We start from the raw sequence: 21,908 nt of genomic DNA, 5'->3' as shown, positions 1-21,908 counted from the left end.
CACCATCCCGATGGAAGACATGCATGCCCGCGGCCACCCACTGCCTGCCGCGTGGGGCCGATCAGGGGCGCGACTTCGTGCTGCAACTGGACGCGTTCGACGATGCGCAGGCCACACGGGAGCGCCTTGCAGGACTTAAGATCGACCTATTCGACGTACAGCCCGGCGTGCCCCCCTGTTGCAGCAACTGCAGGCCGGCATTCGCGACCTGGAGCCCCTGCAACGCCCGCCTGCCGCGGCTACAGTGACATCAGCATGGCAAACCTCTTTTTCATCGGCAGACGAGATCAGTTCTTCCGGCCTTTGACCCACGGGGACAGAGAGTGCTGCGCCGCTGTACTTCGGAGCCTATACGACCGTGTACACGGGCCGAATGCCGACTACTCCGAGACGCTGACCCGAGAGTTGGTTGTCAACATGATCTTCCAAGTGCTCGCTGACCCAGTTCTTCGGACATTGGCGTTCGAGCCGGGAGGGTCAATCTCCGCAGAAGAAGAGCGCACCTATGCCGGTGAGCTCGTGCGCAAGTTGAAGGAACACGCCTGGCTCGAAGACTACAAAGATCCGATTGACCTCAAGCCGACGCTCAAGATGACACGTGCTGGCAAGGAAGTCGCCGAGGTCCTTTCCAACCTGGACAACTCGCGTGCTCGTACCCGTCAGCGCAATATGCGTTCCGCCAAGAAGGCATTAGCCGCCTTCGTGGCTGGACATGACGTGGACGAGTTGCTGGATGGATACGACTTTGCGACCCGCGTGGTTCAGGACCTGCAAGACGACATCGAGTATTTCCGCACACTGATCCAAAGCTTGACGCGAGAGGCGCTTGAGCAAAAAGTCGCTTGGAGCGAGTTCAACGAATTTATTGAAAAGCGGTTTGCCAAGGAATACGCCGTCCGCCTTGTGGCCGACTCGGCTGAACGGCACCGGGGCCACATCGTCGAGCAGCTCGACCAGATTCGAGCGCTGCCAGAAGGTGTTCGCATCGGCGTGGACGCCAGCCTGCTGCAGCGCGCAGCCTGGCTGGAGCCTCAGGTGCAGCTTCGCAGTCCGACGTTGTGGTTGTGCGATCGAATGGAAAGCATGGTCGAGGCCGCCTGCAGCTTGAAGCTCCCGATGTTGCGATCGGAGATGAACAACTACTTGCGGCGGTTCACCAGTCTGCTGAGGCAAGCCCTGTCGCTGGACTACAGCGCACAGTCACCATTGGGGCGAGCGATGAGTCTGCTGAAGGAGCAACCCGTCGTAGACCGCCATGACTTCTTGGACGCGATGGCCGAGCGCATGGGTACGGCCGAGATTCGCTTGGCCGGCGCCGCCCTGCGTTGGACCATGCGTGAACGTGAAGTTGAGCGAGGCGCGCTGGCACCATTGGTGGTGAACGAGGCCAGTCGCATCGAGGCGGCCATGCGCCGCGCAGAAGCCGAGGCATTCGCGTTCAGCGATCAAGAGGTGCTCGCCGGGCTGCTGCCTTTCTTCAAGGAAGGTCGGTTGTCGCTTGACGGGCTGCCAGTGAGGACCGCCACCGAGGCCGTGCGCGTGCTGCATGCTGTGGGTGCTGCGCGCTCATCAGAGGGAAAGCGGTTTCTCAAGGCCATGAAGAAGCCTGAGGTGTTCGGCAACGCCTACTTTTCTGCCGACAACTTCGAACTCCAGGCCGACCTCTCGTCGCTCTCTGGCGGTGATCGCTGAGGCCCACGGCAATGATTCAGTCACTGCAACAATACTTGGACGAGCGCCTTCGGACCGAAGGAGCCGGTGGTGTTAAGGCCGACAGATTCGCCGAGTTGGCCGGCCGGTTGCTGTCCTCAGGCATTCTTTGGCGCGAATTTTCGCGTCCCGAGGCAGAGCTGTATGACGACGCAGCCCAGTGCGAGCAGCTGCTACGAGAGTACTTTGCCGCCACCGGCTTTGTGCTAACCCACGATGCCGACGCCACCATCTTTCGGCTGTATCCACCGGGCGAAGGCGGCGATGGCGACGACGACGGGGTCAAGCGACTGAAGGCTCGGCTGTCACGTGACTTTGTCGCCGCTGCCATCGCCCTGCGCTTCCTCTACACGGAGGCCCTCACCGGCAAGCGCGAACTCGTTAATGAAGTGCTGGTGATCAGTCTGGAGGAGTTGTCGCAGGCGGTGGTGTCGTTGTTGGCACACTCGTTGCCGGCTTCGAACGCTGATCGACTTGGCTTGTTGCGCGACCTGCGCAAACACCGCATCGTGCGCTTCAACGACGGCGAGGGCGCTGGCAGCATGGAGATGTTGCTGAGCGTTCTGCGTCCAGTCATGAGCTACGTAAGTGATGAGGCTTTGGACGATGCGCTGACAATCGCGGGTCAGGCTGCTGCCGCGCGATCGTCGCGAACAGGAGAGCGCGATGCTGGAAGCCTGGCAGCAGCAGGCGTCGATCCAAAGGCAGTTGTGCCGCCTGTAGTCGGAGACGCTGGTGCAGCAGTTCTTTCACAAGGCAGGCTGCTTTGAGGATCTCCAAGCTGATCACCTGGCAGTGGGGTTCCCTGGAAAGCCGGGAGTGGGTCTTCTCGGACGCGGTGCTGCTGACGGGCGAGTCCGGCTCCGGCAAGTCGACGCTGCTGGATTCGATCCAGACCTTGCTAACGGCTGCTCACCAGCATCTGGTGCAGTTCAACATCGGCCAGGACGAATCGACGCAAAGCCGCCGGGGCGGTAAGGAACCGCGTACGCTGGCGGCCTACGCGCTGGGGCAGCAAGCCGATGGTGTCTTCTTGCGCAAGCGATCGATCAGCTATGTGGCCCTGGTTTTCGAAGCCTCTGAAAGCGCGGGCGAGAAGGATCTGCCCTTTACTGCGTTGGTCGGCGTGGACGCCCATGAAGATGCGGCCAAAGCCACGCTGGGCAAGAGCCTTTTCTTTATCGTTCGCCGGCCCCTGGGTCTGGCGCACCTGCTGCACCGTGCCGTGGCCGACATGCAGCCCGCACCGATCCAGCCGAAGGACCTGTACCTGTACTTGCAGCATCAGCTGCGCGTAGGCCCCGAGGTGGTGCAGCGCTTCGAGGACAAGACGAGCTATCTGACGCACCTGTATGGCGCCATGATGGGCAAGACGGCCGTTTCGGAGGCCGAGGCCTTCAGGGCTGCCAAGTCCATCGTCAAAGCAATGGCGTACAAGGAACTGGGCAACGTCAACGACCTGGTGCGTGACGAGATCCTAGATGCCCACGATTTCAGCCGCGACTTGGACAAGATGCGCGAGCTGATGCGCTCGATGGCCAGCCTGAAGGCCGAGGCCGAGCGGCTGCAACTCAACATCGAGCGGCTCGAAGTTGTTGCCACGGCGGCTGGGCGCGTGCTGGACGAGTCGCGGCGCTTCGTCGTGACCACCATTGCGCATGGGATGCGAGCGGTGGACGATGCCGAGGGGGAGCTTGAGTCGGTGCGGCGTCAGATGGCGTTGCAGGTCAAGCGCAACCTGCTGCTCGAAGAACGCCTGCAGAACCTACGCGACGGCCAGAAGCAACTGGAGGAGCAGTTGTTCGCCGTGCAAACCCAGCTGGCGACCAGCGACGTGGCGCAGCGCAAGGCCGCCCTGGAAAGCGAAGTTCGAACCCTCCAAGAGCAATTCCGCAGCCATTGGGCCGCCACGATGACTGCAGCAGACGCGACGGCGCGGCTGGCCGCTCAACTGGAACAGTTGCTTGGCCTGGACCTCACGGCAGCACCACACCTGGCGGTTGCAGTCGCTGCGCTCAGGCCGACGGCGCACGCCGTATTGCGCCCCTGGCCTGCAATCGCTGCCGAGCTGGGCCGGGAAGCGAAGCTCGACGCCGACTTTCCGGCTTTTGAACTGGAGAGCTTCGACGCCGACCTGGCGCGCCTGGAATACGGCATACGGGGCCACGACGAGTCGCTGTCGGGCGCAGTCGTCACGGCGATGGCACAGGCCAGCCAACAGCGTGCTTTGCTTGCAGACGAACGCACACAGCGAGACGCCGAACTGCGCAACCTCCAGGCCGGCAGGTCACCGGCGCCGGATGCCGTGCGCGTCGCGCTGGAATTGCTGGAGCGCGAGCTGCCACAAGCACGGCCGAACATCTTGTCGCAGCTGGTCGAGCCCAAGTCCGGCACGACCTGGCAGAACGCTATCGAAGGCTACATGGGTGGTGACCGTTTTGCGCTGATCGTCGAGGCCGGCTTCGAAGCCGCTTGCACCAGGCTAGTGAAGCGCAGGTTCGCGCAGCGCTCTCCCAAGGTGGTGCAAGGCAGCAAGGCAATCGAAGACACGCGAGGGCGTGTGCTCGACGTCAAGGCCGTCATGCACGAATTGGTGTGCACGCATCCCGTGGCCAAGGCGTTCGTCTTGGCCCAGTACGGGAAGGTGCGCAAGGTGGACACCGAGGACGAACTTGCGCGCACGTCGCAGGGGTTGATGGAGGAGGGCATCGGCAGCCGGGGCTACGGCATGTTCGCGTGCCGGGCGCCGGACCAGGATCTGGCCTTCGGCGAAGCGACGCGCAGGCGCCGCATGCTCTGGTGCGAGCAGGATGTGTCGCGCCTGGACAAGGCCATTGACAGCCTCGACGGCCTCCACCGTTCCCTTGGTGCCGTGTCGCGGATGTTCTCGGGCGTGTCATTCACTGCCTTCGCGCCGCTGATGGAGGCGGTGTTGTCCAGTCAGCTTCAGTACTCCAGCGCAGCCCGATCGCTGGAGGCGCTGGACTTGTCGTCGATCGAAGCACTGGAGGTCGAGCGGAAGGCACTTGGCCAGCGCATCCAGGCCGGCAGGGATGCCTACGACACCGAAATGCTTCAGGTCGGCGAGAACAACAAGACGCTCAAGGATCTCGGTCTGCGCGAGAAAGGCCTACTGGAGCGGCTTCCGGCGCTGCACGCGGACCGAACAAACGCCATTGTGTGGGCACCACGTTTCGTGCAGGGTGCGTCGGAACTGGCGACCGAAGCCCAGTTGATCGACGAAGCCAAGGCACTGGCTGACAGCGCCGACGTCAGCTTGGATGCCCTGAGGCACCGGATCGGCGTTATGAACTCCGGCTTGCCTGCGACGCTGCGCGAGGTGGGATCCAGCGTGCACACTTACTTGATGGGCGTGCGCAACGACCAGGAGCGCTTTGTATACCTCGACCCTCCCAAGTCATTTGACCGTATCGAGGAAATGTTGTTGCCGGTGCTCGGGCTGCGCAAGACAGCGGAAGAGCAGGCGCGCCGCCAGCGCTCGATCGGCCTGGCCGAAAACCTGGAGCGCTTGCAAGAGGCGGAGACTAGTTTCAACGCGGTATTCACCACCAGTTTCTGCTTCAAAGTTCGGGATGAAGTGCGCCAGGGCGCATCCACCTTGCAGAAACTCAACCGGCATCTGAAAGACATTCAGTTCGGGACAGACAACTATCAGCTTGAGTGGGCCTGGGTGCCACGACTGCAGAAGGTTTTCGAGTTCTTCGAAGCGATGGAAGGGCTGGTCGACACGTTCGAAAAAGACCACGGATCGATCTTCGACTCATCCCGCCTAAGTGACGAACACCGCGAGACGGCGGGAGAAATTCGGCGCTTGCTGCTGGCCAATGATCAGGGCGCTTCGGAGCGCGCGCTGAAGGAGTTGGCCGACTATCGCAACTACCGGCGCTACGACATCATTCGCCACAGCCCAGTGGGGCAGACGAAGCTTTCGACCTGGGGTACGGGCTCGGGCGGAGAGCTCGAGACGCCTTTTTACGTCATCCGGTCCGCCGTGTTGGCTCACGCTCTCGGCCACTTCGGGCGTGACAGGCGTGGAGCACCAGCTCTGCGGCTGATGTTGTCCGACGAGGCATTCTCGAAGATGGACGAATCGCGGTCGCGCAGCGTGCTGCAGTTCCTCTCGAAGACGCTGGGCCTGCAACTGGTTGTCGCAATGCCAACGTCCAAGTCGGGCGCCGTCAAGCCTGAGTTCGACAAGGAGTTCACCTTCTCCAAGGTGCTGGCCTCGCGTGACGGAACCGAGCTGTTTGTCAGCGAGGTGCAGGAGAAGACCCTCAAGCGGGAGCCGTTGTCGAGGCTATGGGCGGAGCATGCCGCCCAAGCGCGAGAATCGGGACGCTTGGCGCATGAGGCGATGCAGAAGGGTCAAGGTATCAAGCCCTCCGCGCGAGACGATGAAATGACGCGAGGGTCGGTAGGCCCGGATGAGTGACACCGCTCAGACCGCATCCGTGCAGGGCCTGGTCTTGCCGCCACGACATGCCCTGCTGCTGCGAATCACGACTCGCTTGCTGGCGAAGGCTGAACGCTCCGTCGGTGAGACCGTGACCAGTCCGCGTTCTGTCCGCTTGAAGCTGGATCGCAGGGAACTGCCTGAGTTGTACGACCAGGTCGAAGCTGAGGCGGTACAAAGGCTCGAATTGCTGTTGCGGGAGCTGTGCGCTACAGGCTGGGTTCGGCTGGTGTTGTCCCGCGAGCGAGAGTTCGCCGGCTTTGATGACCGAAAGCCACAACTCGAGCTGGTCGACTTCGACGCCTTGGCTACCTGGGCTGAGTACGAGCGGCTGAGCGACAAATGGCAGCACAAGTTGTTGGCACATCTGGCTTCGCACTGGGACGCCACAGCGTTTGGAAGTAAGGATGAGCTGCTTGAGTACCTGATCCGTAATCCTGTCTCGGCCCTGTCAGCCGTGCCCACTGAGGAGGCGATGCGAAGTCTTCAATCCCTACGCGACTTGTGCGCCTCGGGGATATCACTGCCATTGCGTGAGGCGTCCGCGCGCGTCTTCCATGGCCGCTCCAAAGTGCTCGATAGCCGCGATGAACTGCTGCGTCTTCTAGGCGCGGCGTCGGGCCAGTTCTGGGACGCTCCGATCCAACTGCTTGTCGACATTCCGGCGTCGTTCGATGAAGTGCTGTTCATCGAGAACCTGGTGACCTTCGAACGAATGGCAGACGCTCGGCGTGCGGGTTGGACGCGCAGCTTGTTAATCTACGCCGCAGGGTTCAAGGGCAGCGCGAAGCGGCTCCGACACCGAAAAGGCTGTCGGCTGTATGTCCGCGCGACTCATGGTGAGGCTATGGAGATGAACGCTTCCACAGCGGATGGACTTGAAGCGGTCGACGCGTGGTTGTTCGGACGGTCAAAGTTGCCGGTGTATTTTTTCGGCGATCTCGACTTTTCCGGCATGCAAATTCTGACAAGCCTTCGGGATGTGTTCGCAGAAGCTCACGCCTGGAAGCCTGGCTATGGCGAATTGATCTCAGTGCTTTCTTCTGGCGGTGGCCATTCGCCGGAAATGGCATCCAAAGGGCGTCAGATCGATCCCGGCTCGACGGGTTGCGAGTTTGCTGATGACATGTTGCTGCCCAGCATGAGGCAGCACGGTCGATTTGTCGATCAAGAGTGGTTCGGCGCCGCCGAAGAGTGATGTAGTCCGCGGATCGCAGCTATGCCCGGGGAGTTGTCTCAATGCGCACATGTGGACGGCTGCGCCGGCAGGCGTACTGCGTCTCGCCTTTACCTGCCGGAGCGGCGGCCGATTCCCGAACCCTCGATCTTGACAAATAACATGGCCATGCTTACTACCACGGCCAAACTAGATACAATGTCCGTGTTAGATCTAACAAGGAGCGAATGTGTTGTCTTCTCGTGCAAGCAAAAAGGGAGGGGGCCATGCCGAAGAGTTCGTGTCCGATCTTTTCCGCTCGCATGCATGGAAGGTGATAGTCCCGCCCCATAGAGATGCGGGCGGACCGGACCTCATCGTTGCGCAAGGAGCGACGCGCTTTGCGGTCCAAGTCAAGGCGCTTTCGGAAGGCCGCCACGACCGTGTGATCCCGCTGTTGTCTCAGGCCATACTTCAATCGCACGTCGCATCCGAGGAGTTGGGCAACGCACTGCCTCTGGCGGTGATCTGCGTTACAGAGGCCTCACCTTCGCTGCTGCGACATGTGGAGGCATTTGCTGAACGGTACGCCCGCGACGTGTCGTTCGGCATCGTGTCGGAAGACGGCGTCAGGCTCTTTCGTGGACCTGGGCTTGAGGGGTTGAATGCAATGCCAGGTGAAAGAGCCCGCAACGCGGCGCCCATCGTGCCCCAGGCCGTGAATCTCTTTTCAGATCTCAGCCAGTGGATGCTCAAAGCCCTTTTGGCTCGCGAGCTGCCTGAATGCCTGATTGGTGCGCCCCGCGGGGCCTATCGCAGCGGCGCAGACCTTGCCGAAGCTGCACAGGTCTCCGCCATGAGTGCATCCAGATTCCTCAGCCAACTGAGCAATGAGGGCTTCCTGGACGATTCGTCCTCGCAAATCGTCCTGGTCCGCCGCGAAGAACTGTTTCGCCGGTGGCGCGCGGCGGCCATGCGCCCGCGTCTCGAAGTGCCCATGCGGTTCTTACTTCGGGCACCGGTTCAGCAGCAGATCCAAGCAGTTCTCAGACAACACTCAGAAGACGCTTGTCTCGGACTGTTCGCTGCCGCCGACACACTGCATATCGATCACGTGAGCGGTGTGCCGGCTTATGTCTACGTGCGGAAGCTGCCACGCCCGGGTGCCGCTGGTTGGCCTGGGCTGGCTGCCTCTCCTCAGGAGCGTCCAGACTTCATCTTGCGGCAGGCCTCTTTTCCCGAATCCACGTTCCGGGGGGCCGTTCACCGGGAGGGCATGGCCGTTTCCGATGTTATTCAGATATGGCTGGATGTCGCGAACCATCCGTCCCGCGGCGCAGAGCAGGCCCAGCACGTCTATGACAAGGTGCTCCGTCCGATGATCGAGCGAGGAGCGCCATGAACGACCTGGAAGCTTTTGCAAAGCTGGTTCAGGCATTAGATCCGTGGCGCCAGCAATTGATCTTCATCGGGGGTTGGGCCCATCGTCTCCACCGGCTGGACCCGAGGGCCAACGCGCTCGACTACCAACCGGTGTTCACCCGGGACACCGACCTGGCATTCGCCAACAGAGAGGTGATCGCAGGCGATATCAAGACGACACTTATCGCGCATGGTTTCCAAGAAGTACTGGGCGGCGACCACACGCCGCCGGCGGCGCATTACACACTCGGAAACGCAGGGAGCGGTTTTTATGCAGAGTTCCTTACTCCGTTGGCCGGCAGCGGAACCAGACGCAACGGCAAACCCGACGCCACGCTCTTGAAAGCGGGCATCGTGGCCCAGAAGATTCGTCATCTGGACATCCTCCTCGTCGATCCTTGGGTGATTACTTTGGATCCGAAAAATGGCGTCCCTCTGTCGTCGCGCACGGACATTCTAGTGGCGCACCCGCTTTGCTTCATGGTTCAGAAGTTTCTGATCCAGAACGATCGACCAGCGGCGAAAAAAGCCCAGGACATGCTTTATGTCTACGACACCATCGAGTTGTTTGGCGCACTGTTGCCCGAGATGCATGCGCATTGGGTTGCCCACATCAAGCCGGCGCTGGGCAAGTCGAGCGAGATCGTGCAGGAGCGGGTCCAGGACACGTTCTTGCAAGTCAACGACCTCACGCGGACCGCGGCGCGGATTCCAACGGATCGCAATCTATCGGCAGAGCGAATTCAAGCGACCTGTGCGTACGCTTTTTCGATCATTCTTGGCTGACAGGTGATCCCGCTGGTGCGGCGCCGCATGGCCTGCGACGCTTGCTCTCGCAGATACTTGGCAAGCGGATCGCTGCCGCAGCCGAAAGCCGCGCGGTCATGTGCAGGCGCAAGCGCCTCCATGCGGAACTGACTACCGGGGCCCTCGCAGGTGACTGAAGCGCTGGTAAAAGGCTCCGGTCAGCTTCTTGATTTCAGTCCCGGTATCCAACTTCGGAGATTCTCGTCCGAAGAGAACCGCCGATGCGCGCGCGGCCAAATCTCTCGCCGACTGGGCATTCGCCCCGCCACGTTCCATATCCGCCTGGCGCTCGGTGTGCTTCTTCTGTGAGTAATCCTCCATCAGTAGCGCACAACCATTTAGCGCCGCTGAAGCGCTGGCCAGGCTTAGGTGAACACCGGCTCGGACACGATTTCCGTAGTTGATCTGCTCCTCATTCCGCATCTCGGCCTCTTGCACGGCTGGGGGCAGGCCGCCAATGTCGGTAGGTGCAAAATATGGAACGGCCGACGCTGCATGCAAACGCCCATTGATCGCCTCCTCGATCAAGGAGAGCGCCTTTTTTATCAGTTCGAGATCCGGCGATTCCATGGCAACTCCTCGTTTCGGTTGCCGCAGTGTGAGCGGATGCATCAAAGGAAAGGTTGACCTCGGTCAAAGAATCGTGGTCGCGTTGTGGAATCCTTGTCGATCCCGTGCCGGATTTTTGACCGTAGCGCCCTTTGAAGGCCCGCACAGACCGGGTGCAATACCACGAGCAGTTCAACGCGGGATCGCACCGTTCCCACGCTGCGCGCTCGCCTGAGCCGAGTGCAGCCCACGCCGGTGGCTGCGCTGCTCGGCAGCCGAAGTTCAGTCTGCCCGCAACGAGAGCTGCTGGCGGCGCCACTCGTGGCTCTCCAGCAGATTCGCAAAGGCCTCGGGGGACACCGGGCGGCTGAAGAAGTAACCCTGCGTGCGGTCGCATTTCTGTTGGCGCAGGAACTGCTCTTGCTCGAAAGTCTCCACGCCCTCGGCCACCACGGTGAGCGACAAGCTCTTGCCCATCGCGATGATCGCCTGTGTGATCGCCTTATCCTGCGGGCTGGTGACGACCTCGTGAATGAAGGAGCGGTCGATCTTGAGCGTGTCGATCGGAAAGGCCTTGAGCTGTGCCAGCGAGGAATAACCAGTGCCGAAATCGTCGATGGCCAGGCGCACTCCCATCGCCTTGATCGCATGCAGCAATTGCGCGGCAGTTTCGGGGTTCTGCGCCACCATGCCTTCGGTGATTTCCAGCTCCAGCAGATGCGGCGGCAGGCCGGTCTGGCGGAGCACTGCGGCCAGATTGGGCAGAAACCGCTCGTCTTGGAACTGCCGCGCCGACAGGTTGACCGCCATACAGATCGAGGGCAAGCCGGCACGCTGCCAGGCCATGCTCTGCCGGCAAGCTTCGCGCAACGCCCACTTGCCGATGGGCACGATCAGCCCGGTCTCCTCCGCGATGCCGATGAAGCGCAGGGGCGACACCGAACCCAGATCCGGATGGTTCCAGCGAAGCAGGGCTTCCACGCCCACGATAGCGTAGGTCGCGAGGTCGATCTGCGCCTGGTAATGAAGGCTGAGTTCGTTGCGCTCGAGCGCAGTGCGCAGCCGGCTTTCGATGGCCAAGCGCTCGAGCGAGCGCGCGCAGATGCCCTCGGAATAGAACTGCAGGTTGTTCTTGCCGGTGTCCTTGGCGAAGTACATCGCAGCGTCCGCATTTTTCATCAAGGTGCGCTCGTCGTCGCCGTGCGCGGGGTACTGTGCCGCGCCGATGCTGGCGCTCACGCGGCATTCCTGCCCATGCAGGACGAGCGGCTGCAACGCGGCCGCGAGCAGCCGGGCAGCCACCGCTGCGACGCCAGCCTGCCCCTGGTCGTCCTGCAACAGCGCCACAAACTCGTCGCCGCCCAGCCGCGCCAGCACGTGCGCCGGGCCCAGCGCATCGCGGAATCGGCCGGTGATTTCTTGCAGCAACGTGTCGCCGGCATCGTGGCCGAGCGTGTCGTTGACGAACTTGAAGCGGTCCAGGTCAATGAACAGCACGGCGAAACTGGCGCCGACGCGCTGCGCGTCGCGGATCGCACCGGTCAGCAACTGGCTGAACATCAGGCGGTTGGGCAGACCGGTGAGTGCGTCATGGGTCGCCAGGAACTGGATGCGGTTCTCAGCCCGTTTCTCCTTTGTAATCTCGCGCGAGATGCCGCGATAGCCCTCAAACACGCCCTCGCTGAACACAGGCTCGCCGCTCACGCTTAGGAAATAAAGGCGGCCGTTGTTGAGCGTGCGGAACATGACAACGTCGCGGAACGCCTCGCGTGCTTCCATCTGGGCCCGCACCATCGCCCAGGTGCGGGGCGCCTGGACCGTGAGCGCCGTTTCCCAGGCGAACCGCCCGACGTAATTGTCGCGCGCGGCTGGCACCACGCCGCCGCGCCCGGCCAGACTGCGATAGCGCAGGTCGGTGTCGAGTTCCCAGAACCAGTCGGTCGAGAGATGGGCCAGCGCCCGGAAGCGTTGCTCGCTGCGACGCAGCGCCTGCTCGTTGCGCCGGCGCTCTGTGACGTCGCGCAGCGTGCCACGAAAGCCCGACACCCGGTCGTGCTCGTCGAAGACCGGTTGCACCAGGCCTTCGCCCATCACGACGCGGCCGTCCCGGTGCAGCATCTCCCAGTCAAAGCCGGTCACCGTGCGGCGCGTGGCGAAGACCGAGCGAAACACCTCGGATACCTGGACGGCGGCGCTTTCGGTGTGAAGTTCCCGGTAGCAGCGTCCGACCAGATCTTCCACGGGACGCCCTAGCATCGCGCCAAAGGCCGGGTTGACGAGCGTGAGACGTCCCCTCAAGTCGACCTCGAAGTACGAATCGCCCATCGACTGAACAATGGTGCGGTACTTTTCCTCGCTGACCCGCAACGCCAGCTCGGTGCGGGTGCGCGCAGTGATGTCACGCAGCATGCCAAAGAAGCCAATGCACTCGCCGCCAGGTTCGCGCAGCAGGTTGACGGAGCCCTCCACGCGCACGACCCTGCCGTCCTTGTGTACGTACTCCCAGTGCCGCGCCTTCTGTTGCTCGCCGGTTCGGTAGACCTCTTTGAAGGTCTTGGCCACCTCTTTGGTCATCTCCGGCGACTGGTGCGCCCGGTTGCCCAGGCCCTCAAGTTCTTGCGCGCTGTAGCCGAGCAGCCGCACGAACGCCTCATTCACATAGAGGTAGCGCCCGCGCAGGTCGACTTCGTAATAGCCGTCCTCCATGCCCTCGAGCACGCTGCGGACGCGTTGCTCGCTGTCTCGCAGTAGATCTTCGGCCCGCCGTCTTCGGGAATCGCGCTCGAGCTTCTCGAGGCCGAAGCCGATGTTCTGCGCCATGCGCTCGACCAGCACGAGGGTCTGCGGGTCGAACTCGCCCAACCTTTCGCAGTAGAGCGCCAGTACGCCAGCCACGCGACCCTCGCTGCGCAGGGGCAGGGCCGCGACAGAGGCGACACCGGTCTCCTCGCACTGAGGGTCCCGGGGCGCGATGCGCCGTTCCGTGGGAAAGTCGTTGCTGGTGATCGTCACGCCGCTGCGGTAGGCTTGGACCGCCAGGCTCTGAGCGTCCGGCGAGGACGCGTCAACCGAGGCGAAGAGACCCCCATCGATGTCCGTCGCGAACGCACCCGCGACGGCGACGATCTCGAGGCGCCCGGTGACCGGGTCCGGCGTGCACACGGCCACTACCTGGAATTTACCGTCTTCCAGGACCGCGCTGCACACGCGCCGGAACAGCTCCTCGACCGTGCTCGCGCGCAGCACGGCCTCATTGGTCGCGCCGAGTAGGGCGAAGACGGACGCGATCTGCGTGCCTGCACCGTCGCACACGCGCGCCCGTTTCGCGGCCGGCAACAACGCCGCTGCGCCGAACTCGTTAAATTCTGTCACTTACCCAGCATGGTGGGATTCGCACGCGAACACCATCCGGATCGGCCCACTGTCGACGCCCGATTTCACGAAATAGGGCACGGCGCCCCATCCAGGCAGCCGGTGATCTCGCTCACGCACACTCAGACGCTTGCCGGCTGTAGCGCGAAAGCATTGCTTGTCTGACCGGGCCAGTTGTCAAGCGAAGATATTTCGGTATCAAGACGAACCCGCACTGCTACGTCTCCCACGGCCGCAAGCTTCTTAGCACCCTCATAGGAACTTGGGAGCCGTCCACCCACAGGCGGTGACGACCGCCAGCTTGAGTGGCGCTGTGATCACTGCGCGTCGGTGCCCTCGTGTTCCGGCCAACAGCCCGCCCCACCGGCTTCAGCGACGGCCACTGCCCGTTGCGCGTGAGCAGCGAGTGGCCGCGACCAGGGGTTCCTGCGGTGAATCTCACGCGCTTCCAATACGACCCGAACGCGATCAAGATGGTGTCGGCCGAGCTGGCGCGCAAGCACATGGCGATGCCACTCTACCGTTCCAACAACCGCCTGGCGGTGGCCTTCGACAACCCGCTGTCGTGGGAGGCGCTGCACGAGCTGAAATTCTTTACCGGGCTGAAGGTCGACCCGGCGATCGCGCCGCGCGAGGATCTGGTCGCCGCCATCGCCCAGTTCTACGGCGTGCATGCCGATGGCGACAAGATCACCGAACTGGTGCCGGATCTGGCACAGCAGGCGCGCGCGATGGAGGCCTTCGCCGCGAACGAGCCGGTGACCGAGTCCGACAACACGCTGGTGCGGCTGATCAACAAGATGATCATGGACGCCTTCGACCTGGGCGCCTCCGACATCCACATCGAGTCGCGCGCGGGCGACAAGCCCAGCCTCGGATTCGAAAACGGATCTGTCGCTTCGCGTACGTCTCAGTTCCGGCAGGCTGCCCGATAGTGAGGGACTCGCGATCAAGCTGTCGTAAGCCCGTCGTCGAAGTCGTCTTGTTTCATCGGGGAACCGTGCAATGAGTTGCGCCTTTTTAGGCTATTCGCGAGTACCCTGAGAGGCGCGTCGGCAGGCTCGGTAGGTACCGTTGTGCTGTTGCCGCAAGCGAGACTGAATGAACGATTCGATTGAGGTGGACACGCTCCTGGAGAATCCCGATGCGATGATCGTGCTCGATGCTTCCGGCTCCGTGGGCTATTGGAACGCAGCGGCCGAAAGGCTCTTCGGCTACAGCAGCGCAGAAGCCGCTGGGCAGCATCTTGACACGCTCATCGTATCGCCCGATCAGCAGGATAGCTTCAGCGACACGCTGCGCGCGGCAGAAGCCAATGGTCTTTGCGTCGAGGAGTCGGTGAGATGCCGCAAGGACGGCATGCTCCTGCACATCAGTGGGTCGACCAAGTTCCTGCCCGGTGAGGGGCAGGCGTCGCACTTCATCCTCACCCGCAAGGACGTGACGGCATTGAAGGTCGTGCGCGAAACCAAGCTCGTTAACGCGATGTACGGCGACCTGCTCGAGCACGCGCCGGACGCGATACTGGTCGTGAGTGTGATCGGCCGCGTCGTGCTTGCCAATTCGCAGGCGTGCGAGCTTTTCGGGTACGCCGCCGGCGCGTTGATTGGCCAGCCAGTCGAAATGCTGCTGCCGCCGCGCTACAGCAAGATTCACAGAGGACGTCGCGTGAGTTTCTTCACGCATCCGAGCACGCGCGACATGGGTGCAGGGCTCGAGCTGTTTGGCCAGCGCATCGACGGCGAGGAGTTCCCAGTCGAGATCCGCATCAGCCCGCTCGCGACCGAAGAGGGACCGATGGTGATGTGCGCGGTACGCAATATCACTGCGCGGCAGGAAGCGCGAAGCAAGGCGGAGCGCATGTTCAGGGAATTGCTCGAGTCGGCGCCCGATGCGATGGTGATCGTCGACGCGACCGGGAAAATCGTCCTGATCAATTCGCAGACCATCGCTCTCTTCGGCTGGAGCCAGGACGAACTGCTCGGCCACTCCGTGGACACGCTGGTGCCGGAGCGATTTCGCCATCAGCATCCGGCGCACCGATCCACCTTCACCAAGCTTCCGAAGGTGCGGCAGATGGGCGCGGGACGCGAACTGTTTGGCCTTCGCAAGGACGGCACCGAATTTCCTGTCGAGATCAGCCTGAGCTCGATCCAGACCAACGACGGTCTGCTCAATGACGGCCTGCTGATTGCGAGCACCATCCGCGATGTCACCAAGCGCAAGCTCAGCGAACTGATGCTGCGCGACGCCAACAGCAAGGTAGAAGCCGCCAGCGCGATTGCCGAGGCCGAGCAGGCGGCGCGCCAGCGTGTGCTCGAAACCTCGTTGCGCGAGAAAGAGGTGCTCCTCAAGGAGGTCCATCACCGTGTCAAGAACAACCTGCAGGTGATCTCGAGCCTGCTTCAGCTCCAGACCGACTACCTTGAAGCCGGGGAGACGCGCCGCGTGTTCGAGCAAAGCCAGTCCCGCATCCGCTCCATGGCACTCGTCCATGAAAAGCTTTACCAGAGCAAAGACCTGGCCCAGATCGATTTCGGCGAATACATCCGCGACTTGGTGTCCGGACTGATCGGCCTCCACAGAAGCACGGTGCAGATCGAGATCAAGGCCGACTCGCTGCAACTCGACGTCGATCGCGCGATTCCGTTTGGCCTGGTACTGAACGAACTCATTTCCAACAGCTTCAAGCACGGCTTTCCGGACGGGCGGCGCGGCACGATCTCAGTTCAGTTTTCGGGCGGCCATGGCTCACCGATCGAGCTGACGGTGCAGGATGATGGGATCGGCTGGCCCCCGAACTTTGATCCTGCCCGCGCGCCGTCGATGGGGCTGCAACTGGTCTACTTGATGACCGCGCAGTTGCGTGGCAGCCTGCAGGTGGTCAACCAGAACGGCATCTGTTTCACGCTGACCCTTGCGCCAGAGAACTGAGCTTCAGCAGCTCGACAGCCATCAATCCAGATTCTTCGAGCCCATCGGATCGCCAAAGGCACCGCCCACAAGTGCCGCGCTCCAAAGCACAAAGTCGTTCTTGATGCCAAGCTGAAGCTGCTCGACCCCATGCGAGCGATTGGGCAAACCCGTGAGCGCGTCGAAATGCTCTTGATGAAATTTCCGGGCGTCTGCCTGGGACAGTGAAGCGAGGTCACAGAACGTCCCCACGATCCGCTTCTCGTCGACGCCGGCCGGAACCGGAAGGCGGGTCACAGTGAGCCAGGCCGGAAACTCGACGCCGCACTGGCGCATGCCTACCAATTCGCCCTGCCACTGACCGGACGAATCGAGCACGGCCATGAGATCGAGAGGCGGCTGGCTCTCGTCAGCGCGCAGCAGCCATTTGCCGATCTGCATGCCGATCACATCAGCGGCGGTGTGCCCCGTGATGACCGAGAAAGCCTTGTTCACCGCCAACAACTGAAGGTTCTCATCCGCAATGAAGGCGGCATCGTGCGTGCCGTGAAAGAGGGCCGCCGCTTGATGCAGGTCGGCGTCTTGTCTTCGCTGTGAGGCGATGTCCTGCGTCACCCCGATCAGACGTTGCGGGGCCGCCGCGCCAGGTTGGCCATATATTCGCGCCTGCGTTCTCAACCAAGGCTTCGTGCCGTTTGCGTTCAGACCACGAAATTCGACGGACATCAGACCGCCTTGGTACACCGCATCGGTTCGCGCCTGGTGCACCGCGTCGCGATCTTCCGGGGCGACGTAGTTGAGGAACCCGTCCCAGCTGCCATCGAAAGAGTCGCCAAGGACGCTCAACGGGCCGTGGGTCGGCCCATGTCGCTCCAAGCGATTGGATTCGATATCCAGCTCCCAGACGCCCATGTCCGCTGCGTCGAGCGCCAAGCGAAAGGTCTGTTCCTTGGCCGCAAGCTCGATGTCGCAACGCAGACGCCCCAGTGCCATCTGAATCGTGGCGTGCAATTCGCGCTCCGAGAACGGCTTGAGCAGGAAACCGTAAGGCTCGGTCTCCCGCGCCCGCACCAGGGTGGCGTCCTCCGAGTACGCCGTGAGATAGATGACCGCCGTCAATCCGTCGTTCGAGATCAGCGCAGCCGTCTCGATGCCGTCCGGGCCATCGCCGAGGTTGATGTCCATCAGCACGAGATCGGGTCCCTCCAACTGGGCCAGCCGGATCGCTTCCTTCCATGAGCCCGCGATGCCCACGACGTCGTAGCCAAGCCGCGTGAGCGTATTGCTAATGCTCAAGGCAATGATGCCCTCGTCTTCGACAATCAGAATTCGGTTCATTTGATGCTCCCAATGGTGGAATCGGCTTGTTGCTGCTGATGAGAAGGCTGCGGCTGGGCGCTCGCCGTATGTGGAAGGCGCAGGCACGGCGCCATGAACTCCCCTATCAGCCCCCTTGGCCATCGAGCGCAGGAACTCGATGAGATCCCCGGCGGAAATTCCCGCGGCGTTGGCACGATTCCAATGCGAACGAAGGATCCGTTGTTTGGCTTGTACCTTCATCTCCTGTGTCAGTGCGGCATGAACCGATGGCACCGCAATTTGGGGCACGAGCGGTTCGCTGTCGAACCGGGTGGCTGTGGGGCCAAGCAGTACAAGGGCCGCGCGGTATGCGGCGCGACCGGCCGTTTTCGTGTCAAGCGCCAGCTTGTTCCAACGGGATTCCCGCTGGACGGCGGACTGCGCGGTGGTTTCTTCGATGAGTGTGTGAACGACCTCCAATAGCGAAATGGACGATGCGAGACAGGCGTTGGAAGCACAAATGGAGGCCCGCGTGCCGGGGTTGCCATGGGCAGCTTGTTGCGGCAATTCCATTTGCTGCGCGTTGAGGGTGGCGCCCGGCGCCTGAGCGTCTTCGACTTTCGATTCCGATGCACTGAAAAAAGCGTGGTGAGCCGTCAGCTCGACCGCTTCGATGGCGCGCAGCAACAATTCGGCGTGGGTCGAAGTGGAAAACGTCTGCTTGATTGCTGCTTCATCCACAATCGCGCCCTTTGTTATTTGTAACTGCGTGACACATAGTACCCTCGCCAGCACGGCCGAAACGTGAACTATTGGACATATTCGGTACTTACGTGCCCAGTCAAGATGCTTAGGCGGGTTGTCGAACAGACTTGTGTGGCCTTTTGTGTTATCGCCCAAATTGTCGGTTGGACTTTGCCCGCACTCCGGCACCGCGCTGCGGTGATCGTCGGGCTCGCAAGATATCTCGTGACCCAAAGGTCAAATTTGATTCGTGTGGACTTGAAGTGGATTTGGACTGTTGGCGCCGACCGAAAACTGACCAGCTAAACCGGAGTGTGCCGATTTCAAAGTTGACCAGGGTGCTCAACTGCCTTGCTGAATATTTCAGCAGGGCGAACAGGTGATCACCATGGACATGATTGGCAAGGTCAAGCGGATGCATTTCCGCGACCCTCTCTCGTTCAGCGACATCGCGAAGCGCACGGGCCTGTCGCGCAAAACCGTGAAGAAGTGGGCCAACGCGCCGGCGGAGGTCGAGCCTCGGTACCGCCGGGAGGCGGCTTCGGGCAAGCTGAGCGCCTTCCACGAAGCGTTGATCCAGGCTCTGCGCGCCGATGCACGACGCCCCAGGCACGAGCGGCGCACGGCACGGGCGCTGCACGCCGAGATCAGGGCACAGGGCTACCAGGGCGACTACAGCCGGCTGACCGACTTCATCGGGCCTGGCGCCAGGGCGAAGGCCAAGGTGCAGCGACCAAAGCGTTCGTGCCGCTTGCCTTCGAGCTCGGCGAGGCGTTCCAGTTTGATTGGAGCGAGGAAGGGCTGGTGGTGGGCGGGATCTACCGGCGCATGCAGGTCTCGCATCTGAAGTTATGTGCGAGCCGCGCGTTCTGGCTGGTGGCCTACCCGAGTCAAGGGCACGAAATGCTGTTCGAGGCCCATAGCCGTTCCTTTGCGGCGCTGGGCGGCATCGCGCGCCGGGGCATCTATGACAACATGAAGACGGCCGTCGACAAGGTCAAGAAGGGCAAGGGCCGCGTCGTCAACGCCCGCTTTGCTGTCATGTGCGCGCACTACCTGTTCGATGCCGACTTCTGCAACGTCGCCAGTGGTTGGGGGAAGGGTGTCGTCGAGAAGAACGTGCAGGACAGCCGCCGGCGCATCTGGATCGCGCGAGCCTGCCCGCTCAACCTACCGATTCACTGCTTCAAGAACCCAAATGGACCATGCCCGAAGTATCCGCGCCCAGACATCACCTTCGTCGCCTGTCGTGCGCCGACATCAAGCGGCCCATCTCCGAAGCCTCGCGCGCCCTTGACCGACGCCGGGGCGAACCCGGCGTCATTTCGCAAGAGGCACCACCATGTCTGCGGGAACACGGACCCGTTGCCCTTCGCGCCGCGCGGCGGGTAGGCCTCATACTCCAACAGTAGCAGGCCGTGGTCGTTTAGCTCCAGCACCCTGATTTTTGTCAGCACCGGTGCTGGTATGCGGTCTGGATTGCGGCGTGCGCCCACCGGCTGCAGCAGCACTGGCGCACGGGCGATCCATGCGAGCTGGAGGTGGTTGCCGGAGAGATTTGGCGCGACCCGCGCACGGGAGTTGAAGAGTCTTATCTCCCCTGATTCCTCGTTCACGTTCTCGAGCGGAATCCCCGGTAAACCCAGCGGATCACCAACATCAACGCAGGCGGAGCCACAATCGCCAGTGCGAACCACGTGGCAATCTCGTCTGCATGGAACCGATAGCCGGTAAGCACCTGGTATAGCCCCACAGCCGTAAAACCGATCGTCCAGAGCGCCCAGAAGGCATAATAGAGGCGTTGCATGCCGCGCTCGAAGTTGCTCATGCTGCTGATCCTGTCAGTTGCCAAGGACTCGCTTCAAAGGTTTCGTATGGCGTCAACTTCAGCAGCGCTTTCGATTCCTCGACCGTGCCGGCGAGCCACTGGTCTACGTCCCTCCGCTGGATAGGGATCAAATTGCGCTTTTCCTGCTTATCGCGTGCAAGTCTTCGATCTGGCTTGTGCATTCGGTTCATCAGGGGATGCGAGTCGGCCTTGAGCGTGAGCATTGTGTATTTCAGAACATCGCCCGTCGCGGGGTCCGTCCAAACACTCCACAAGCCAGCCAAGTCCCAAGGCGCGCCATCGGCTCGCCTAAGGCGCCACCAGATGTTCTTGCCTGACTCCCAGATTGTTTCATCGAAGCTGGCGGCCGGGATGATGCAGCGCTGACCATCTTTCCAAGCATCGCGAAAAGTGGGGCGACTTGCAACCGACTCGGTGCCTGCGTTGACAATGGTTTGCATGCTACCGGGGCCAGCCCTGGGCGGCAGCATCGGAGGGCCAAGTTGCGTATGCCACAGCTCGCCGGCAGCAGCTTCCAGTTCAGACGGACGCACCGTGCGCCTGCCCGGCTGCAACTGGTGGGCACAAGCCGCGCTCCGACCCGTTAGGCACTTTTCCACGCCCACCTAGTTCTGTCCCGTTAATAACAGGCATAAATAGTGCATGCTTCTGCGATATCTTTGGGACGGAGATACCGCGATGACGAGAGGCAGGCCGAAGGCGGATTTGGTGATCACAGAGGACGAGCGAACACAGCTCACGTCGTTTGCACGGAGTCGCTCGTTGCCCGCCTCGTTGAGCGCGCGAGCTCGCATTGTTTTGAGTAGCGCTGATGGCGAAGCCAACAGCTCGATCGCCGAGCGCCTCGAATTGGCCAAGGCTACGGTTGGCAAGTGGCGTGCTCGCTTATCGAGCGCCGCATTGCCGGGCTCTACGATGATGTGCGACCCGGGTGACCCTGCCTCGTTTCCACGTACACCAAGTCACGCAGCCAGGAGGCTGCGTTCCCTTTCGACAGGGGCAAGGTATCCGATGGCCGTGTGCATGCGCACGCGGTTGTAGAAGCCCTCGATCCAGTCGACGATGTCCAGGCGCGCCTGCGCCCGTGTGTCGTAGCGTACCTCGTAGATCCGTTCGACCTTCGTGCGCTCGGTGGCCGCCCAGACGGGCATCTCCAAGAGCAGCGTGCAGCGCTACTTCCAGCTCTTCGGGTTGCAGCCGCATCGCTCGGAGAGCTTCAAGCCGTCCAACGATCCGTTCTTCGTCGAGAAGCTGCGCGACGTGGTGGGTCTGTACCTGAGCCCGCCCGAGAACGCGCTGGTGCTCTGTGTGGACGAGAAGAGCCAATGCCAGGCGTTGGAGCGCACTCAGCCGATGCTGCCGATGGGCTTGGGCTACGTCGAGGGCGTCACGCATGACTACAAGCGCCATGGCACGACCACGCTGTTCGCGGCGTTGAACGTCCTGAACGGCGCGGTGCTGGCGACTTGCAAACCGCGGCATCGTCATCAGGAGTTCCTGACCCTGCCTCGATTTCACGTACAGCAAGAAAGTTGGAAACTTGAGCTGTATGGAGAATCGAAATGCGAGATAGCAAGCTGCCGAAACGGCAGTACACGGACGAATTCAAGGTC

At 62.0% G+C, this 21,908-nt stretch carries 14 protein-coding genes and 4 pseudogenes; 12 read left to right on the top strand and 6 right to left on the bottom strand.

The window, feature by feature from the left end; all coding sequences use genetic code 11:
- Positions 1–23 precede the first annotated feature (23 nt).
- From ACSFA8_RS25720 to ACSFA8_RS25690, 7 genes are all read left to right on the top strand, one after another.
- Positions 24–248, top strand: coding sequence for a hypothetical protein (locus ACSFA8_RS25720; RefSeq protein ID WP_435482294.1), 225 nt, complete (start codon positions 24–26; stop codon positions 246–248).
- A gap of 7 nt (positions 249–255) precedes the next feature.
- Entirely contained in the window at positions 256–1,692 is a 1,437-nt protein-coding gene (locus ACSFA8_RS25715) for a Wadjet anti-phage system protein JetA family protein (protein WP_435482293.1), read from the top strand.
- 11 nt (positions 1,693–1,703) lie between these two features.
- Positions 1,704–2,480: a DUF4194 domain-containing protein gene (locus ACSFA8_RS25710; protein WP_435482292.1), complete on the top strand. Its 777-nt coding sequence runs from the start codon at positions 1,704–1,706 to the stop codon at positions 2,478–2,480.
- Positions 2,477–6,163, top strand: a complete 3,687-nt coding sequence (locus ACSFA8_RS25705; RefSeq protein WP_435482291.1) for an SbcC/MukB-like Walker B domain-containing protein — start codon at positions 2,477–2,479, stop codon at positions 6,161–6,163. The genes ACSFA8_RS25710 and ACSFA8_RS25705 overlap by 4 nt, the downstream gene beginning before the upstream one ends.
- Positions 6,156–7,382, top strand: a complete 1,227-nt coding sequence (locus ACSFA8_RS25700; RefSeq protein ID WP_435482290.1) for a hypothetical protein — start codon at positions 6,156–6,158, stop codon at positions 7,380–7,382. The genes ACSFA8_RS25705 and ACSFA8_RS25700 overlap by 8 nt, the downstream gene beginning before the upstream one ends.
- 211 nt (positions 7,383–7,593) lie before the next feature.
- Positions 7,594–8,742, top strand: coding sequence for an RpiR family transcriptional regulator (locus ACSFA8_RS25695; RefSeq protein ID WP_435482289.1), 1,149 nt, complete (start codon positions 7,594–7,596; stop codon positions 8,740–8,742).
- Positions 8,739–9,548, top strand: a complete 810-nt coding sequence (locus ACSFA8_RS25690) for a GSU2403 family nucleotidyltransferase fold protein (RefSeq protein WP_435482288.1) — start codon at positions 8,739–8,741, stop codon at positions 9,546–9,548. The genes ACSFA8_RS25695 and ACSFA8_RS25690 overlap by 4 nt, the downstream gene beginning before the upstream one ends.
- A 132-nt stretch (positions 9,549–9,680) precedes the next feature.
- On the opposite strand, the gene ACSFA8_RS25685 is transcribed toward ACSFA8_RS25690, so the two are convergent.
- Positions 9,681–10,139 (bottom strand): hypothetical protein, encoded by a 459-nt coding sequence (locus ACSFA8_RS25685; protein WP_435482287.1) that lies wholly within the window; start codon positions 10,137–10,139, stop codon positions 9,681–9,683.
- 261 nt (positions 10,140–10,400) lie between these two features.
- On the bottom strand, positions 10,401–13,490 hold the full coding sequence (locus ACSFA8_RS25680) for a bifunctional diguanylate cyclase/phosphodiesterase (protein WP_435482286.1): 3,090 nt from the start codon (positions 13,488–13,490) through the stop codon (positions 10,401–10,403).
- Between the two features lie 431 nt (positions 13,491–13,921).
- Between ACSFA8_RS25680 and ACSFA8_RS25675 the strand changes: the two genes are divergently transcribed.
- Positions 13,922–14,425 (top strand): GspE/PulE/PilB domain-containing protein, encoded by a 504-nt coding sequence (locus ACSFA8_RS25675; RefSeq protein ID WP_435482285.1) that lies wholly within the window; start codon positions 13,922–13,924, stop codon positions 14,423–14,425.
- Positions 14,426–14,591: 166 nt separating this feature from the next.
- Positions 14,592–16,424 carry a PAS domain S-box protein gene (locus tag ACSFA8_RS25670; protein ID WP_435482284.1) on the top strand — a complete coding sequence of 611 codons (1,833 nt, stop codon included), beginning with the start codon at positions 14,592–14,594 and terminating at the stop codon, positions 16,422–16,424.
- Between the two features lie 21 nt (positions 16,425–16,445).
- Here the strand turns inward: ACSFA8_RS25670 and ACSFA8_RS25665 are convergent, their stop codons facing one another.
- Positions 16,446–18,443: a response regulator gene (locus ACSFA8_RS25665; protein ID WP_435482283.1), complete on the bottom strand. Its 1,998-nt coding sequence runs from the start codon at positions 18,441–18,443 to the stop codon at positions 16,446–16,448.
- A gap of 391 nt (positions 18,444–18,834) precedes the next feature.
- Here ACSFA8_RS25665 and istA point away from each other — a divergent pair.
- Positions 18,835–19,604 (top strand): annotated as a pseudogene (gene istA, locus ACSFA8_RS25660) (IS21 family transposase); the annotation flags it as partial.
- 454 nt (positions 19,605–20,058) lie between these two features.
- On the opposite strand, the gene ACSFA8_RS25655 reads toward istA, so the two are convergent.
- Both ACSFA8_RS25655 and ACSFA8_RS25650 read right to left on the bottom strand, forming a co-directional pair.
- The gene (locus tag ACSFA8_RS25655; RefSeq protein WP_435482282.1) at positions 20,059–20,274 is read right to left on the bottom strand and encodes a hypothetical protein; all 216 of its coding nucleotides are present in this window, start codon (positions 20,272–20,274) and stop codon (positions 20,059–20,061) included.
- Positions 20,271–20,735 carry an SOS response-associated peptidase family protein gene (locus ACSFA8_RS25650; RefSeq protein WP_435482281.1) on the bottom strand — a complete coding sequence of 155 codons (465 nt, stop codon included), beginning with the start codon at positions 20,733–20,735 and terminating at the stop codon, positions 20,271–20,273. Before ACSFA8_RS25650 ends, ACSFA8_RS25655 begins: the two co-directional genes overlap by 4 nt.
- Before the next feature lie 238 nt (positions 20,736–20,973).
- On the opposite strand from ACSFA8_RS25650, the pseudogene ACSFA8_RS25645 reads away from it, so the two are divergent.
- Positions 20,974–21,227: pseudogene (locus ACSFA8_RS25645) on the top strand (helix-turn-helix domain-containing protein); the annotation flags it as partial.
- A 30-nt stretch (positions 21,228–21,257) separates the two neighbouring features.
- Here ACSFA8_RS25645 and ACSFA8_RS25640 read toward each other — a convergent pair.
- Positions 21,258–21,419: pseudogene (locus tag ACSFA8_RS25640) on the bottom strand (IS3 family transposase); the annotation flags it as partial.
- Between ACSFA8_RS25640 and ACSFA8_RS25635 the strand changes: the two are divergent.
- Positions 21,418–21,807, top strand: a pseudogene (locus ACSFA8_RS25635) (transposase); the annotation flags it as partial. The pseudogenes ACSFA8_RS25640 and ACSFA8_RS25635 sit on opposite strands and share 2 nt — an antisense overlap.
- Between the last annotated feature and the right edge of the window lie 101 nt (positions 21,808–21,908).

The organism is Variovorax nitratireducens, from assembly GCF_051216545.1.
Lineage (GTDB): Bacteria > Pseudomonadota > Gammaproteobacteria > Burkholderiales > Burkholderiaceae_C > Variovorax.
The sequence above is the reverse complement of the archived record's forward strand: the minus strand, read 5'-3'. Positions and strand labels throughout refer to the sequence as shown.

Bases quoted from the DNA above. Each gene is read 5' to 3' on its own strand.
- ACSFA8_RS25685 (WP_435482287.1), bottom strand. From the start codon at position 10,139: ATGGAATCGCCGGATCTCGAACTGATAAAAAAGGCGCTCTCCTTGATC.
- ACSFA8_RS25655 (WP_435482282.1), bottom strand. From the start codon at position 20,274: ATGAGCAACTTCGAGCGCGGCATGCAACGCCTCTATTATGCCTTCTGG.
- ACSFA8_RS25720 (WP_435482294.1), top strand. From the start codon at position 24: ATGCCCGCGGCCACCCACTGCCTGCCGCGTGGGGCCGATCAGGGGCGC.
- ACSFA8_RS25715 (WP_435482293.1), top strand. From the start codon at position 256: ATGGCAAACCTCTTTTTCATCGGCAGACGAGATCAGTTCTTCCGGCCT.
- ACSFA8_RS25690 (WP_435482288.1), top strand. From the start codon at position 8,739: ATGAACGACCTGGAAGCTTTTGCAAAGCTGGTTCAGGCATTAGATCCG.
- ACSFA8_RS25700 (WP_435482290.1), top strand. From the start codon at position 6,156: ATGAGTGACACCGCTCAGACCGCATCCGTGCAGGGCCTGGTCTTGCCG.
- ACSFA8_RS25710 (WP_435482292.1), top strand. From the start codon at position 1,704: ATGATTCAGTCACTGCAACAATACTTGGACGAGCGCCTTCGGACCGAA.
- ACSFA8_RS25670 (WP_435482284.1), top strand. From the start codon at position 14,592: ATGAACGATTCGATTGAGGTGGACACGCTCCTGGAGAATCCCGATGCG.
- ACSFA8_RS25650 (WP_435482281.1), bottom strand. From the start codon at position 20,735: ATGCAAACCATTGTCAACGCAGGCACCGAGTCGGTTGCAAGTCGCCCC.